Origin of the sequence: Gulosibacter macacae (genome assembly GCF_003865375.1) — a bacterium.
Lineage (GTDB): Bacteria > Actinomycetota > Actinomycetes > Actinomycetales > Microbacteriaceae > Gulosibacter > Gulosibacter macacae.
In genome coordinates this window covers 43,972-56,590 of sequence record NZ_RQVS01000010.1, presented here as the reverse complement: position 1 = coordinate 56,590, position 12,619 = coordinate 43,972, and the positions used below count along the sequence as shown (strand labels likewise).

Annotated in this window: 11 protein-coding genes; all 11 read right to left on the bottom strand. The window is 65.0% G+C overall.

Annotation, left to right across the window (positions count from 1 at the left end):
* Positions 1–43 precede the first annotated feature (43 nt).
* The 11 genes from EG850_RS09245 to EG850_RS09195 all read right to left on the bottom strand — a co-directional run bounded on the left by EG850_RS09245 (position 44) and on the right by EG850_RS09195 (position 12,614).
* Positions 44–550 (bottom strand): cell division protein SepF, encoded by a 507-nt coding sequence (locus tag EG850_RS09245; protein WP_124972781.1) that lies wholly within the window; start codon positions 548–550, stop codon positions 44–46.
* A gap of 34 nt (positions 551–584) precedes the next feature.
* Positions 585–1,283 carry a YggS family pyridoxal phosphate-dependent enzyme gene (locus EG850_RS09240; protein ID WP_124972779.1) on the bottom strand — a complete coding sequence of 233 codons (699 nt, stop codon included), beginning with the start codon at positions 1,281–1,283 and terminating at the stop codon, positions 585–587.
* Between the two features lie 4 nt (positions 1,284–1,287).
* Positions 1,288–2,532, bottom strand: coding sequence for a cell division protein FtsZ (gene ftsZ, locus EG850_RS09235; protein WP_124972777.1), 1,245 nt, complete (start codon positions 2,530–2,532; stop codon positions 1,288–1,290).
* 249 nt (positions 2,533–2,781) lie between these two features.
* A complete protein-coding gene (locus EG850_RS09230) occupies positions 2,782–3,477 on the bottom strand; it encodes an FtsQ-type POTRA domain-containing protein (RefSeq protein ID WP_124972775.1) in 696 nt (231 codons plus the stop codon).
* 80 nt (positions 3,478–3,557) lie between these two features.
* The gene (murC, locus tag EG850_RS09225) at positions 3,558–4,985 is read right to left on the bottom strand and encodes a UDP-N-acetylmuramate--L-alanine ligase (protein WP_124972868.1); all 1,428 of its coding nucleotides are present in this window, start codon (positions 4,983–4,985) and stop codon (positions 3,558–3,560) included.
* 83 nt (positions 4,986–5,068) lie between these two features.
* Positions 5,069–6,160, bottom strand: coding sequence for an undecaprenyldiphospho-muramoylpentapeptide beta-N-acetylglucosaminyltransferase (gene murG / locus EG850_RS09220; protein ID WP_124972773.1), 1,092 nt, complete (start codon positions 6,158–6,160; stop codon positions 5,069–5,071).
* Positions 6,157–7,479 carry a putative lipid II flippase FtsW gene (ftsW, locus tag EG850_RS09215; protein ID WP_124972771.1) on the bottom strand — a complete coding sequence of 441 codons (1,323 nt, stop codon included), beginning with the start codon at positions 7,477–7,479 and terminating at the stop codon, positions 6,157–6,159. Before ftsW ends, murG begins: the two co-directional genes overlap by 4 nt.
* Entirely contained in the window at positions 7,433–8,983 is a 1,551-nt protein-coding gene (gene murD / locus EG850_RS09210) for a UDP-N-acetylmuramoyl-L-alanine--D-glutamate ligase (protein ID WP_235829272.1), read from the bottom strand. Before murD ends, ftsW begins: the two co-directional genes overlap by 47 nt.
* Positions 8,980–10,089, bottom strand: coding sequence for a phospho-N-acetylmuramoyl-pentapeptide-transferase (gene mraY / locus EG850_RS09205; RefSeq protein ID WP_124972769.1), 1,110 nt, complete (start codon positions 10,087–10,089; stop codon positions 8,980–8,982). The genes murD and mraY overlap by 4 nt, the downstream gene beginning before the upstream one ends.
* Positions 10,086–11,504, bottom strand: a complete 1,419-nt coding sequence (locus EG850_RS09200; protein WP_124972767.1) for a UDP-N-acetylmuramoyl-tripeptide--D-alanyl-D-alanine ligase — start codon at positions 11,502–11,504, stop codon at positions 10,086–10,088. The genes mraY and EG850_RS09200 overlap by 4 nt, the downstream gene beginning before the upstream one ends.
* 3 nt (positions 11,505–11,507) lie before the next feature.
* Positions 11,508–12,614 carry a Mur ligase family protein gene (locus tag EG850_RS09195; protein ID WP_185715014.1) on the bottom strand — a complete coding sequence of 369 codons (1,107 nt, stop codon included), beginning with the start codon at positions 12,612–12,614 and terminating at the stop codon, positions 11,508–11,510.
* Positions 12,615–12,619 lie beyond the last annotated feature (5 nt).

Genomic DNA, 12,619 nt, shown 5'->3' with positions numbered 1-12,619 from the left:
TGAACCAGCACGCCGTCGGCGAACACCGAACTTGCGGAAGCTATTAGGCGAAGAAGGTGGGGTCTTCGTTATGCTTGCCCGACTCATCGCCGTGCACGTTGACGTGTTCGGGGCTGAGCAGGAACACGCGGTTGGTGACGCGCTCAATACGACCGTTGAGGCCCTGGGCGAGGCCCGAGGCAAAGTCGATGATGCGGCGGGCGTCGCCGTCACTCATCTGCGAGAGGTTCATGATGACGGGCACTCCGTCACGGAAGTGGTCAGCGATCACCTTGGCGTCGTTGTCGAAAGCCTTCGGGTGGACGGTGAGGATCTCGTTCATCTCCGGTGCCGCGGGGGTGGTGGGAACTGGCGTCGCGTGCGGCACGGACGCCTTGTTAATGGGAGTTACGGGTGCGGGCACCTCGCGCACCGGAGCGGGGCTCTCGATGAGCGATTCGACGCGGTCAGTCGCAGCGGTGCGGCTCGACGCCGTCGACGGGTGACCCTGCTCGTCCTGTTCTTCGGCGAGGCCGAAGTAGACCATGGCGTTGCGTAGCGGGTTGCCCATGATGGTTCCTCCTGGGATTCGGTGTGTGTCCACGCTACGGCGCGGTCGGCCGATTTCCGGTGATTGCCGTGCCGATTCGAAGGTGTGTCGCACCCTGTGAAATTGCTGAACGGAAGTCGTGCGACATCCCTGCCGAAATCCAATCCGCATCCGGCACCACAGTGCGCACGCGCTCGCTGGTCTCGCGCACGGTCGCGAATGCCGCATCCGTGTCGGCACCGATGGGCGCAACGGCCATGACCCCGCGCAGGCGAAGGGTTGGGGTGGCAGCGACCTCTTCGGCGAGCGCGACGGCCTGATCAAGCGGCACCCCGCCACGCGAAGTGTCTCCGTCGAGCGAAAGCTGGAGCGCCACATCCAATGGCTCGGTACCCTCGCGCTCGAGGGTGGCGAGGGCCTGCACAAGCTCACTGCGGTCGATGGAATGAATCGCGTCGGCGTAACGGCCAACCTGGCGCGCCTTATTGCGCTGCAATTGTCCGATGAAGTGCAGGCGCGCGCCATCACCCAGGGCGTGGATGTGGGCGGCCTTGTCACGGGACTCGGGGTGTCGGTTTTCACCAAAGTCGCGCACTCCGGCCTCGAAGAGTGCCTCGACGAGTTCGAGCGGGTGGTACTTGGTCACCACGATGGTGGTGATGTCTTCGGGATCGCGCGAAGCGGCCCGAGCAGCATCCGCAACTTGCGCGCGGATGCTGTCGAGCCGCTCGACAAGGGCCTGGCGGTCGACCACGTGGTTACCGCAGGAACGACGGGATGTCGAGACCGAGGTCGTCCTCTTCGTCGTAGGGCGATTCGGTGCGGCGCGGCACCACGGTCGGCTGCTCGGCAGTCGTCCACGCGGGCGTTTCGCCCACGCGCGGAGCTGCGGCCTCGGCTGTGGATGCGGTCTGCGCGGCCTCTTCCTGCGGGTCGGCATTGATCGTACGGGCCGTGACCTCCGCGAGCGAGGGCAGCGCGGGTTCGGCCGCCGACTGCTGGGCACCGACCTGCTTCTGGCCGCGCTCGAGGAGCTTCGGCTCGCCACCCTCAAAGCCTGCGGCAATCACCGTGACGCGCACCTCATCGCCGAGGGTGTCGTCAACGGCGGTACCCAGGATGATGTTGGCGCCCTCATAGACCGCGTCCCGAACGAGCTGAGCAGCTTCAGCAACTTCGAACATGCCGAGGTTCGAACCGCCCTGCACTGAGAGCAGCACACCGTGCGCACCCTCGATTGACGCTTCGAGCAGCGGCGACGCCACCGCGAGTTCCGCCGCCTTCACCGAGCGGTCGGCGCCGCGAGCGGTACCGATGCCCATGAGCGCCGAACCCGCCCCCTGCATGACCGACTTCACGTCAGCGAAGTCAACGTTGATCACACCCGGGTTGGTGATGAGGTCGGTGATGCCCTGAACACCAGCGAGGAGCACCTGGTCGGCCGTCGCAAAGGCCTCAAGCATCGAAATGCCGCGGTCGCTGATTTCGAGGAGGCGGTCGTTCGGCACGACGATGAGCGCGTCAACTTCGTCCTTAAGTGCGGCGACGCCCTGTTCGGCCTGCTCCATGCGGCGGCGGCCCTCAAACGAGAAGGGCTTGGTGACCACACCGATGGTGAGTGCGCCGATCGACTTTGCGACACGGGCGACGACGGGCGCGCCACCGGTACCGGTGCCACCACCCTCACCGGCGGTCACGAACACCATGTCGGCACCGGCGAGTGCCTCTTCGATGTCTTCGACGTGGTCTTCGGCGGCGCGGCGACCGATTTCCGGGTCGGCGCCAGCGCCGAGACCGCGGGTGAGCTCGCGGCCGATGTCGATCTTGACATCGGCGTCGGTGAGCATGAGCGCTTGCGCATCGGTGTTCACCGCGATGAATTCGACGCCGCGCAGACCGATTTCGATCATGCGGTTGACGGCGTTCACGCCGCCGCCGCCGACGCCGACAACCTTGATGACGGCGAGGTAGTTGTTCGTACTAGCGGAGGTGGTGTTCGACACTGACAGACCCCTTGTCGTGGTCGCGCCCCGGCCCCTCGAACGAACGCCAGCAAGTTAGGTCGACAGCGTGCCAGTTCGGTTCGGGATGAGAGCGAAGAGTTGGTGGTGGTTGCTTGCGTGCAACGTTATTGCCGGGTTGAGTTCCTGCCGCCTCCGCGTTGCGCGTGTTGCCCGACGAAAGCAATTCGTCTCAACCCCTGGTTGAGAGTTCGACTCGGGCTGGCTCGCCCCAGTTTTTGGCGAGATGCGCTACTGGCGCGTGATCGGATTGTCTGGGCTCGAGACGTCGTAATGGCTGGCCGCGCCACCGGTGGCGGCGACGAGGGCGGCGAGCACCTCGGCCTTATGCGGCGAATGCTCGGCGCTCCCCCACACCACCTGGGTGCCGTCGCGCAGGGCGAGCTTCACATCATCCATTGATGCGGCGGTGATCGTGGCCACCTGCTGACGGAACTCCGGGGTGAGGGCCAGCGAAACCGCCGCGGCCGCGGGGAATCCCGCGCCACTGATGCCTCCGGATTCGAGCACCGGCAAATCAGCCGGCGCCGCTGGCTCCTGCCAAAGCTCGACACCCGCAGCGTCAACGACCGTGACCGTCGACCCGGCAGGAACGACTCCGATCGGCACTCGCTCGACAATCTCGACGTGAATCGTCGACGGCGGAATCACCTGCAGCGACCAGCTCTGGATGAGCACGAACGACCGCAAGCGTTCGGCAATATCGGCCTTTCCCACCTGGGCGATGGGCCGGCCGTCGAGATCAGCAAGCGCTTCCTGCACCGCGGTGGCGTCAAGCCGTTCGATGCCCGACACGCGAATGTCGCGCACCGACATGAGCGGTGAAAATACCGCGCCGACGACAAAGAGCACGACAAAGAGCACGAGCCCGCCGGCAAAAAGCCAGCCGTTTCGGCGATTGCGGCTGCGCCGGGTAAACCGACGCACCTCGTCCCGCTCATGCTGCCGCCGCGCCCAGCCTAGACGTAACGCCGAGAAACGGCTCCCAGTTGTGTCGCGAGACACGCTTAGGCCTCGCTACCGCTGGCCTGTCCGCCCGAACTGTCGTCGAGTGCGGCAAGCAATTGCGGCACGATGAGGTTGACGTTGCCGCAACCGAGGGTGATGACAAAGTCTCCGGGCTGTGCCCAGCGCGCGACCGCTTCGGCCGCCTCGCCCCAATCGGGTTGGTACTCAACACGGCTCGGGTCAACGAACTCGCGGGTGACATACTCACCGGTAACGCCCGGCACCGGGTCTTCGCGGGCACCGTCGACGTCGAGCACGATGGTGTGATCGGCCAGACGCTCGTAGACCTCGGCGAACACATCGCTCATGGCCTGAGTGCGCGAGAAGAGGTGCGGCTGGTGCACCGCGAGGATGCGGCCTTCGCCAACTACCGTACGGGCCGCGCTAAGCGCAGCCTCGACCTCGGCCGGGTGGTGGGCGTAGTCGTCGTAGACCGACACACCGTCGACAATGCCCTGCAGATCAAAGCGGCGTTTGGTGCCGCGGAAGGCTCGCAGGCCATCGAGCGCAAGTGCCGGATCAACACCGAGTTCGCGCATCACCGCAACGGCACCGGCCGCATTGATGGCGTTGTGGTGGCCGGGTACCGCGAGCTCGCCCGGGTAGCTACGCCCGTCGATGACGAGGGTGAAGCTTACGCCGGTGCCGCTCGGCGCAACATCACGCAGGCGCACGTCGGCTGAATCGGCCTCGCCGAAGGTGACGATGCGGCGATGGTTGATCTTCGGCGTGAGCGCGACGGCCATCGGGTCATCGCTTGAAATGACCACGGCTTCGGATGCTCGCGAGGCAAACTCGACGAACGCTGCGTCAAATGCTTCGGCCGTGCCGTAGTGGTCAAGATGGTCGTTGTCGACGTTAGTAATGAGCGCGATTGCCACGTCGTAGAAGAGGAACGAACCGTCGGACTCGTCAGCTTCGACGAGGAAGGCCTCCCCCGCACCGCGATGCTCGTTCGTACCGAGCGAGGAGACCACGCCGCCATTGACAAAGCTCGGGTCGGCGCCGATTTCAACGAGTGCCGAGGCGAGCATCCCAGTTGAGGTGGTCTTACCGTGGGCGCCGGCGACCGCGACAAGGCGAGCGTTGCGGGTGAGCCAGACGAGCGCCTGCGAGCGGTGCAAAATGTTGAGGCCGCGTTCCTGCGCAAGCACGAGTTCGGGGTTGTCGGGCCAGAGCGCCGAAGTCACCACGACCGTGTCGACATCATCGGCCAAGTTCGCAGCGTCGTGGCCGATGGCCACCTCGGCGCCAAGTTCGCGCAGGGCGCGGGTGTAGTCCGATTCCGAGCGGTCAGAACCGCTCACGGCTACCCCATTGCCGATGAACATGCGCGCAATACCGCTCATGCCCGAACCACCGATACCGATGAAGTGAGCCTTGCCAATGTGCTCGGGAATCCGCGCCGTCGCGTCGGGCTTGATCACCACGTTGCCTCCTCATGGTCCGGACGCGCTCGCGCCGATCATCCAGCGTAGGCCCTGTGCCCGAGCTAGCACAGCGGGCGCGCTCAGCGAGTGGCGATTGCGCGGTCGATCATCACGACCATTTTTTCGGCAGCGTCACTCACGCCGATGCGGCGAGCATTGCTCGCAAGTTGTTCAAGGCGAGCGCGGTCGGCCATAAGTGGCACGAGCGTGGTCGCGACCCACTCGGGAGTGAACTCGGCGTCGGCGACGGTGAGTCCTGCATCCGCCTCGAGGACCGAGGCAATGTTCTTTGCCTGTTCGCCGTTACCTACGGCGTAGGGCACGTAGACGGTCGGCAGGCCCACAGCCGTGAGCTCCGAGACCGTGGACGCGCCCGCGCGCGAAACGACGAGATCGGCGACGGCGAAGGCGAGATCCATGCGGTCGCAGTAGTCGACGACGTGATAGTTCGGGATGCCCGGGTCGTCGAACGGTGAAAGTCGGCCCACAACGTGCACAACTTGCCAAGGCGTGCCGCCGTCAGCCGGCGTGCCGACGAGCAATTCGCCCTGGGCCCGGATCGCTTCGTTGATGCGCTTCGCGCCCAGTGAACCGCCGGTGACCAGGAGCGTGCGTCGGTCCGGGTCGAGGCCGAAGAACTCGATTGCTTCGGCGCGACTCGCCGCGCGGTCGAGATCGGCGATTTCGCGGCGCAGCGGCATGCCGACGGCCTGCGCCTTCGGGAGCACTGTGTTCGGGAATACGACCGCGACACCCGCTGCCCAGCGCGCGCCGAGTCGATTGGCGAGCCCCGGCATGGCATTCGCCTCGTGCACGATCACCGGCACTCGGCCGCGGGCGGCGACATACGCCGGGGTAGACGCGAAGCCGCCGAACCCGACGACTGCGTCAACGGCGCGCTCACGCATGAGCCGGCGAACGCGTCGCACCGCCCGCACGAAACGCACCGGGAATCGAAGCGCCGCACCATTGGGTCGGCGCGGGAACGGCACCTTCTCGATGGTGACGAGTTCGTAACCACGCTCGGGCACGAGGCGTTCTTCTAACCCGCCGCGCGTGCCAAGCACGATGATCTCGGCATCGGGATGCGCCACCCGAATGGCGTCAGCAGTTGCGAGTAGCGGGTTCACGTGTCCGGCAGTGCCGCCACCGGCGAGAAGATAGGTCGTCATCGGCGGGTTGCCTTTCGCTTGGCTGCGGATGCGGTCGGCGCAGCTGTGGAGGTTGAGCGCGCAGTGCGTTTGCTCGCCGCCGCCGTGGCTGCACCTTCGCGCGCACTATCGCGCGCCACGGCAAGCACGATACCCATGGCCACCAGGGTGGTCACAAGCGCGGAGCCGCCGGAAGACAGGAACGGCAAGGGCACGCCGAGCACGGGGAGAAGGCCGAGCACCACCGCGATGTTGACGAACGCCTGGTACATGATCCAGCTGAAGACGCCACCGACGACGACGCGGCCCGCCGGGTTCGTCGTGCCTCGCCAAATGCGAAGCAACACGATTGCGAGGGCGACGAACAGCACGACCACGGCGAAGGCACCAATAAAGCCGAACTCTTCGCCGATGATCGCAAAGATGAAGTCGTTGTCGGCCTCCGGCAGCCACGACCACTTCGCCGTCGAGTTGCCGAGCCCGACCCCGAAGAAACCGCCGCGGGCCAGCGCGAAAAAGCCGTGCGAGGTCTGCCAACAGAGGTCTTCGTAGTCGCAGTGGCCCGAGAAGAACGTCGTGATGCGATTGACACGGTTGGGTGAGATCGCGGCCATGGTGATGGCGCCGATGACGGCAGCGACTGCCACGACAAGGAGAAAGCGCTTGCGCATCCCGCCAAACCACATGGCACCGAGCACGAGTACGCCGAGCACCATCACGGTACCGAGGTCTTCACCGAGCAGGGCCAAGCCGATCACGATCGCGACGGGCAACCCAATCGGTAGGATCACCTGACGCCAATCTTCAAGCTTTTCGCCCTTGCGTTGCACCATGAATCCGAGCCAGACGCAGAGGACTACCTTCGCGAACTCGGCCGGCTGAATGGTCGTGACACCGAGGTCAAGCCACGAGCGGTTGCCCTGCACCTCGATGCCGAGTGGCGTGAACACAAGCGCCTGCAAGATGACCGTGCCGCCGAGAAAGAGCCAGGTCGCTGATCCCGTCCAGAACGCGAGCGGGACACGCGAAGCGACGAGCATGAGTGGAATGCCGACGACGGCGAAGAGGAGCTGCTTGAGGAACTTCGAGGAGAACCCGTTGCCGGCTGCGAACTCCTCAACTGCCGAGGAGGAGAGCACCATAACCAAACCGAAGCCGACGAGCAGCAACACGATACTGAGGAGCAGCGTGGCATTGAGATTCGCCGGGGTCGACGTGGAGAACAGCTTCACCCGGTAGGCACTCCCGCCGAGGTGCTCGCCGTTCGCCGCCGTCGGCTCTGCGGTCGGCGAGTCAGCCTTGAGCGTCGTCGTCGGAGGTCGGCTGCTGCGCCCGCGCATCTGCTTCCTCCTGTGCCCACGCCCGCACGGCCGCTTGGAACTTGTTGCCGCGGTCGCCGTAACTGTCGAATTGATCCATGGATGCCGCCGACGGGGCGAGCAACACCGTGTCACCGGAGCTGGCTCGAGCGGCGGCCTCGGCCACCACCATCGGCATGACCTGATCAGTGTCGCCGGTGTCGATCTCGACGAGCGGTACTGACGGCGCGTGTTGCCCGAACGCGGCAATTACGGGCGCTCGGTCGATCCCGATGACGATCACAGCCTTGAGACGGTCGGCGTGTTCGGCGACCAGCGGCGAAATGTCGACGCCCTTGAGGAGACCACCGACGATCCAAATCACCGAGCGATAGGCACCGAGCGAGGCATTAGCCGCGTGCGAGTTGGTTGCCTTCGAGTCGTCGACCCAGAGGCAGCCGTCGTGTGAGAGCACAAGTTCGTTGCGGTGTTCATCGGGCGAGAACGTCGTCAGGGCATCGTGGATGTGTTCCGGGGTCACGTCGATCGCGCGGGCGAGCGCGGCCGCCGCGAGCACATCCTCAACAAGGTGTCGGGCCGCCAAATTGCGCTCGCGCAGTTCATCAACGGTTGCGAGTTCGAGTGCGCGACTTCGGCGGTCATCAAGGAAGGCGCGGTCGACGAGCACCCCGTCGACGACACCGAAGTCGCTTACGTCAGGCACATTCGTGCCGAAGCCGATCGCCCGGCAACCTTCAATGACATCGGCCTGCTCAACGAGCAGCCGAGTCGTCTCGTCAGCCTTGTTGTAGACGCAGGCAAGGCGAGTGCGCGCGTAGGCGCGACCCTTCGCATCCCGGTACGCCTCGTACGAACCGTGCCAATCAAGGTGATCGGGCGCGACATTGAGCACCACGCTCGCTTCGGGCGACACGGTGTGCGTGAAGTGCAATTGATAGCTCGAGATCTCAACGACGAGTACGTCGTAGCCGAGCGGGTCGCGCACGGCGTCGAGCACCGGGATGCCGATATTTCCGGCCGGTGCGACGCGCACACCACTCGCAGCCACCATATGGGCGGTGAGCTGAGTGGTCGTAGTTTTGCCGTTCGTGCCGGTGACGAGTAGCCACTTCGACGGCGTGCCGGTCTTATCGCGGAGTCGCCAGGCAAGCTCGATATCTCCCCACACGGGAAGGCCCGCGGCGGCCGCCCAGCGGTGCATCGCGTGGTGCGGCGGGTAGCCGGGCGAAGCGACGATGAGCTCGGCGCCGAATTCGCGCACTCGCTCGGGCACCTCGTCTTGGTTCGCGGCAACGACGACGGGCACGCCGAGCACCTCGAGGATGCGTTCGCGGTCGGCATCCGGGGCGCCGGCAACCACGAGCACCTCACAGCCAAGCTCAGCGAGCGTATCGGCGACCGAGAAGCCGGTCATGCCAAGGCCGAACACGGCCACACGCAGGCCTCGCCAATCGGCGTGCCAGCTCGTGAGGCCATCGAGTCGAGTGGCTGCTTCTCCCCCGGTCATTGCGCCGGACCCCGTCATTGCAGCATCCCAGCAGTCACCGACCACTCGGCGTAGAAGATGGCGAGGGCGATGACGGCGAAGAGCCCACCGACGATCCAGAACCGCACGACCACGGTCTGTTCTGCCCAACCCTTGAGCTCGTAGTGGTGATGAATCGGCGACATGAGGAAGATTCGCTTGCCGCCGGTGGCCTTGAAGTAGGCGCGCTGCACGATGACCGAGCCGGTGTCGATCACGAACAGACCCGCGACGACGAGGAGTAGCAATTCGGTGCGGCTCAGGATTGCGAAGGCGGCGAGCGCGCCACCGAGGGCGAGCGAGCCGGTGTCGCCCATGAAGATTTTCGCCGGCGAGGTGTTCCACCAGAGGAAGCCGACGAGGGAGCCGACAATGGCAGCCGCGACGATGGTCATATCGAGCGGGGCGTTCGTCACATAGCAGGCTTGGGCGACCTCGTTTGAGAGCCGTGCCGCGCCACATTCCTGGTTGAACTGCCAGTAGCCGATGACGCCATAGGTGCCGATGGCAAAGATGGATGCGCCGGTCGCGAGGCCATCGAGGCCGTCAGTGACGTTCACCGCATTTGAAGTGGCGGTGGTGATGAGCACGATCCACAGCACTACCAGAATGGTGCCGACGATGGCACCGAGTGCCATGAAGTCGATCGAGGTGTCACGAATGACCGAGACCGCGCTCGAGACGGCGGGCGTGCCCTGCTCGTCGACAAATTGCAGGCCGATGAGCGCGAAGATTGCTGCGACGACGATCTGGCCAAACACCTTCTGCCAGCCGCCGAGGCCGAGAGATTGGTGCTTGCGCACCTTGAGGAAGTCATCGATGAAGCCGATGATCGCGTGGCCGAACATCATGAACAGGATGAGCAACCCCGACGCCTGCGGGCCATCACCAACCGTGTAAACGGCGATGAAATAGGCAACCAGCGTCGAGAGCACAAAGACGACGCCGCCCATCGTGGGCGTGCCGCGCTTGGCGAAGTGTTCCTTAGGGCCGTCTTCGCGAATGTACTGGCCCCAGCGCAGTCGGTTAAAGCCCTTGATGAACGCAGGCGTGAGGAACAGCGTAAATAGCAGGCCGATCGCTCCGGCGAGCAGAATGGCGATCACTCGGCGAGTCCCTTCACGTAGTCACCCAGGCGGTCGCCCAGGGCACGAAGCCCGGCAGACTTCGATGATTTCACCAGCACCAGGTCTCCAGGTTGGAGCCACTCGCGCAGGAACTCAAACGCCTCATCCGTGTTTTCGACAAAGTTGGCTTCGCCGTCCCAGCTACCCTGGGCAATTGCGCCGAGAAAGAGCGCCCGGGCGCCGCGGCCGACGACGAGGGTTTGGGCGATACCGAGACGCACCGCGAGCTCGCCGAGTCGATCGTGTTCGGCGATGGACTGATCGCCCAGCTCGCCCATTTCGCCAAGCACGGCAACGGTGCGCTGGTCGGGATTGGCGATCTGTGCGAGCGTGCGCAGGGCCGCGCGCATTGAATCGGGGTTGGCATTGAATGCGTCGTTGATCACCGTGATCGGTTCGCGAGCGACTACCTCCATGCGGGCGCTTTCGGCACGGGTGACCTCAGCGAGCGTCGCGGCGATCTCGGTCGCCGGGATGCCCTCGACATGCGCGGCAGCGGCCGCGGCAAGCGCGTTCATCACGTGATGCTCGCCAATGACCGGGAAGTGCACCGGCACCGGTGCCTCACCCGGCAGCGAGAGCAAGAAGTCGGTGCCGTCCTGCGAGACGGTAACCTCATCGGCGCGCACTTCAGCGTTGCTGCCGCGCCCAAAGGTGAGCACGCGCGCCTTCGTGTGTGCAGCCATCGCGGCAACGCGCGGGTCGTCGGCGTTAAGCACGGCGACGCCGTCTTCGCGCAGCGCCTCGACCATTTCGGTTTTCGCGCGCGCGGTCGCTTCGATGCCACCGAAGACGCCGACGTGCGCAAGACCGACGGCGAGCACGATGCCGATATCGGGGCGCGCCATCTCGGTGAGTCGGCGAATCTCGCCTTCCGAGCTCGCACCCATTTCGGCAATGAGCGTGTCGGTCGACTCGCTCACGCGCAAGAAAGTGACCGGTCCGCCAACTTCGTTGTTAAACGACTTGATGGGTGCGACGACCTCACCGCGGCGCGAAAAGATCTCGCTGAGGAGGTTCTTCGTCGTGGTCTTGCCGTTTGAACCTGTTACCGCGATGACACGCAACCGGCCCTCCGCCCGCACCCGCTCGACGACCTCGTGCGAGAGCCTGCCCAGCGCGAGCACAACGTCGTCAACGACGATCTGCGGCGCGGCGAGGTCAAGTTCACGTTCGACGATGCACAGGGCTGCGCCCTGCTCGACTGCCTTGGCGGCGTAGAGGTGGCCGTCGGTAGTGTCACCCGGCTTGGCGAAGAAGATGTCGCCGCTGCCGATATTGCGAGAGTCGGTGTCGCAGAGCCCAGCCACCTCAGTCTCCCCCGAGGTATGGGGAGAGGTAATGAGCCGACCTGACACCGCACTTGCAATGTCGTTCAGGGTCATCGGAATCATTCGCTACCAGCCTGCCTCTCGAGCCACATCTTCACTCACCGTCACGGCGGGTAGGTGCTCGGCCGCGGTGAGATCAATTCCACCTGCGCGGTCGAGCGCCTCTTGCACTTGTTCCAGATCGAGTCCGGCTTCTTCGAGCATGACGATCGCAAGACCAAGGTTCGCGACGGCAAACTCGTCGTCACACCATACCGTCGCGCGCACCTGTCGGCCTTCGTGTCCGACAACGGTGACGAGCAGTTGCTCATCGAGGTGTTCGGCGGTGACGTGCCAGTCCGCAGCCCTGTCGGGGCGGGTGGCCACGGTGGTGACCGGGATGCGGGTCTCTTCGACCACGCGGCGCCCCCATTCGCCGTCAATTGAGACGACGCCACGCCGGGCGTGTTCAGGTGTGAATAGCTCGATCATGGTGGTGATGGTTGCCTCGGCGTCAACTCCGGGGGCAAGCATCTCGGGCGCGAAGCTCACAAAGCCAATGACTTCGAATTCGAGTCCCGCAATGCGGCGTTCGTGCACCGAATGGGCCGTCACTTCGACCGCGCCGAAGCGCACGCCGGTCTCGCGCATCCGGGCAATCATGGCGTGAAGTTCATCAGCCTCTGGCGTCGTGAGCACCGCCGGTGCGGTCTCCTCACCAACGCGGCGACCGAGCGTGCCCGAGGTGGCCGCTTCATCGCCGAGGATGCGCAGGAGCGCCGCAATTGTCTCGACCACTGAGGTCTTGCCGCGGGCACCGGTCACGCCAAGCAAGCGCGCGGCTTCCGGATCGGTGCGGTGCACCCAGCCGGCCAGGTGGCCGAGCGCCAGCCGAACTTCGTCGACGACGATAAGCGGCACCGAAGCATCCCGAACCAGGGCAGCACCGCGACCATCGGTGAGGATCGCCACCGCACCGTTGTCGATGGCGACCTCGGCAAATTCGGCGCCGTGCCGCTGACGCCCCGGGAGCGCAGCAAAGACGTCACCGGCAACCACGCGGTCGGAGTGACTCGAGACTCCGGTGACTTCGATCTGGTCGACATCGCCACTGGGTTCGAGGCCGAAGGCGGCACACAGTTCTGAGAGTTCGCGCGCGAACGGATGGTGCGGGCGAATGATCGATTCGGACATGATTT

What these genes read in the sequence shown, in the direction of transcription:
- EG850_RS09245 (WP_124972781.1), bottom strand. Translation starts at nt 550, where the DNA reads ATGGGCAACCCGCTACGCAACGCCATGGTCTACTTCGGCCTCGCCGAA.
- murG (WP_124972773.1), bottom strand. Translation starts at nt 6,160, where the DNA reads ATGACGACCTATCTTCTCGCCGGTGGCGGCACTGCCGGACACGTGAAC.
- ftsW (WP_124972771.1), bottom strand. Translation starts at nt 7,479, where the DNA reads ATGCGCGGGCGCAGCAGCCGACCTCCGACGACGACGCTCAAGGCTGAC.
- murD (WP_235829272.1), bottom strand. Translation starts at nt 8,983, where the DNA reads ATGACGGGGTCCGGCGCAATGACCGGGGGAGAAGCAGCCACTCGACTC.
- EG850_RS09200 (WP_124972767.1), bottom strand. Translation starts at nt 11,504, where the DNA reads ATGATTCCGATGACCCTGAACGACATTGCAAGTGCGGTGTCAGGTCGG.
- EG850_RS09195 (WP_185715014.1), bottom strand. Translation starts at nt 12,614, where the DNA reads ATGTCCGAATCGATCATTCGCCCGCACCATCCGTTCGCGCGCGAACTC.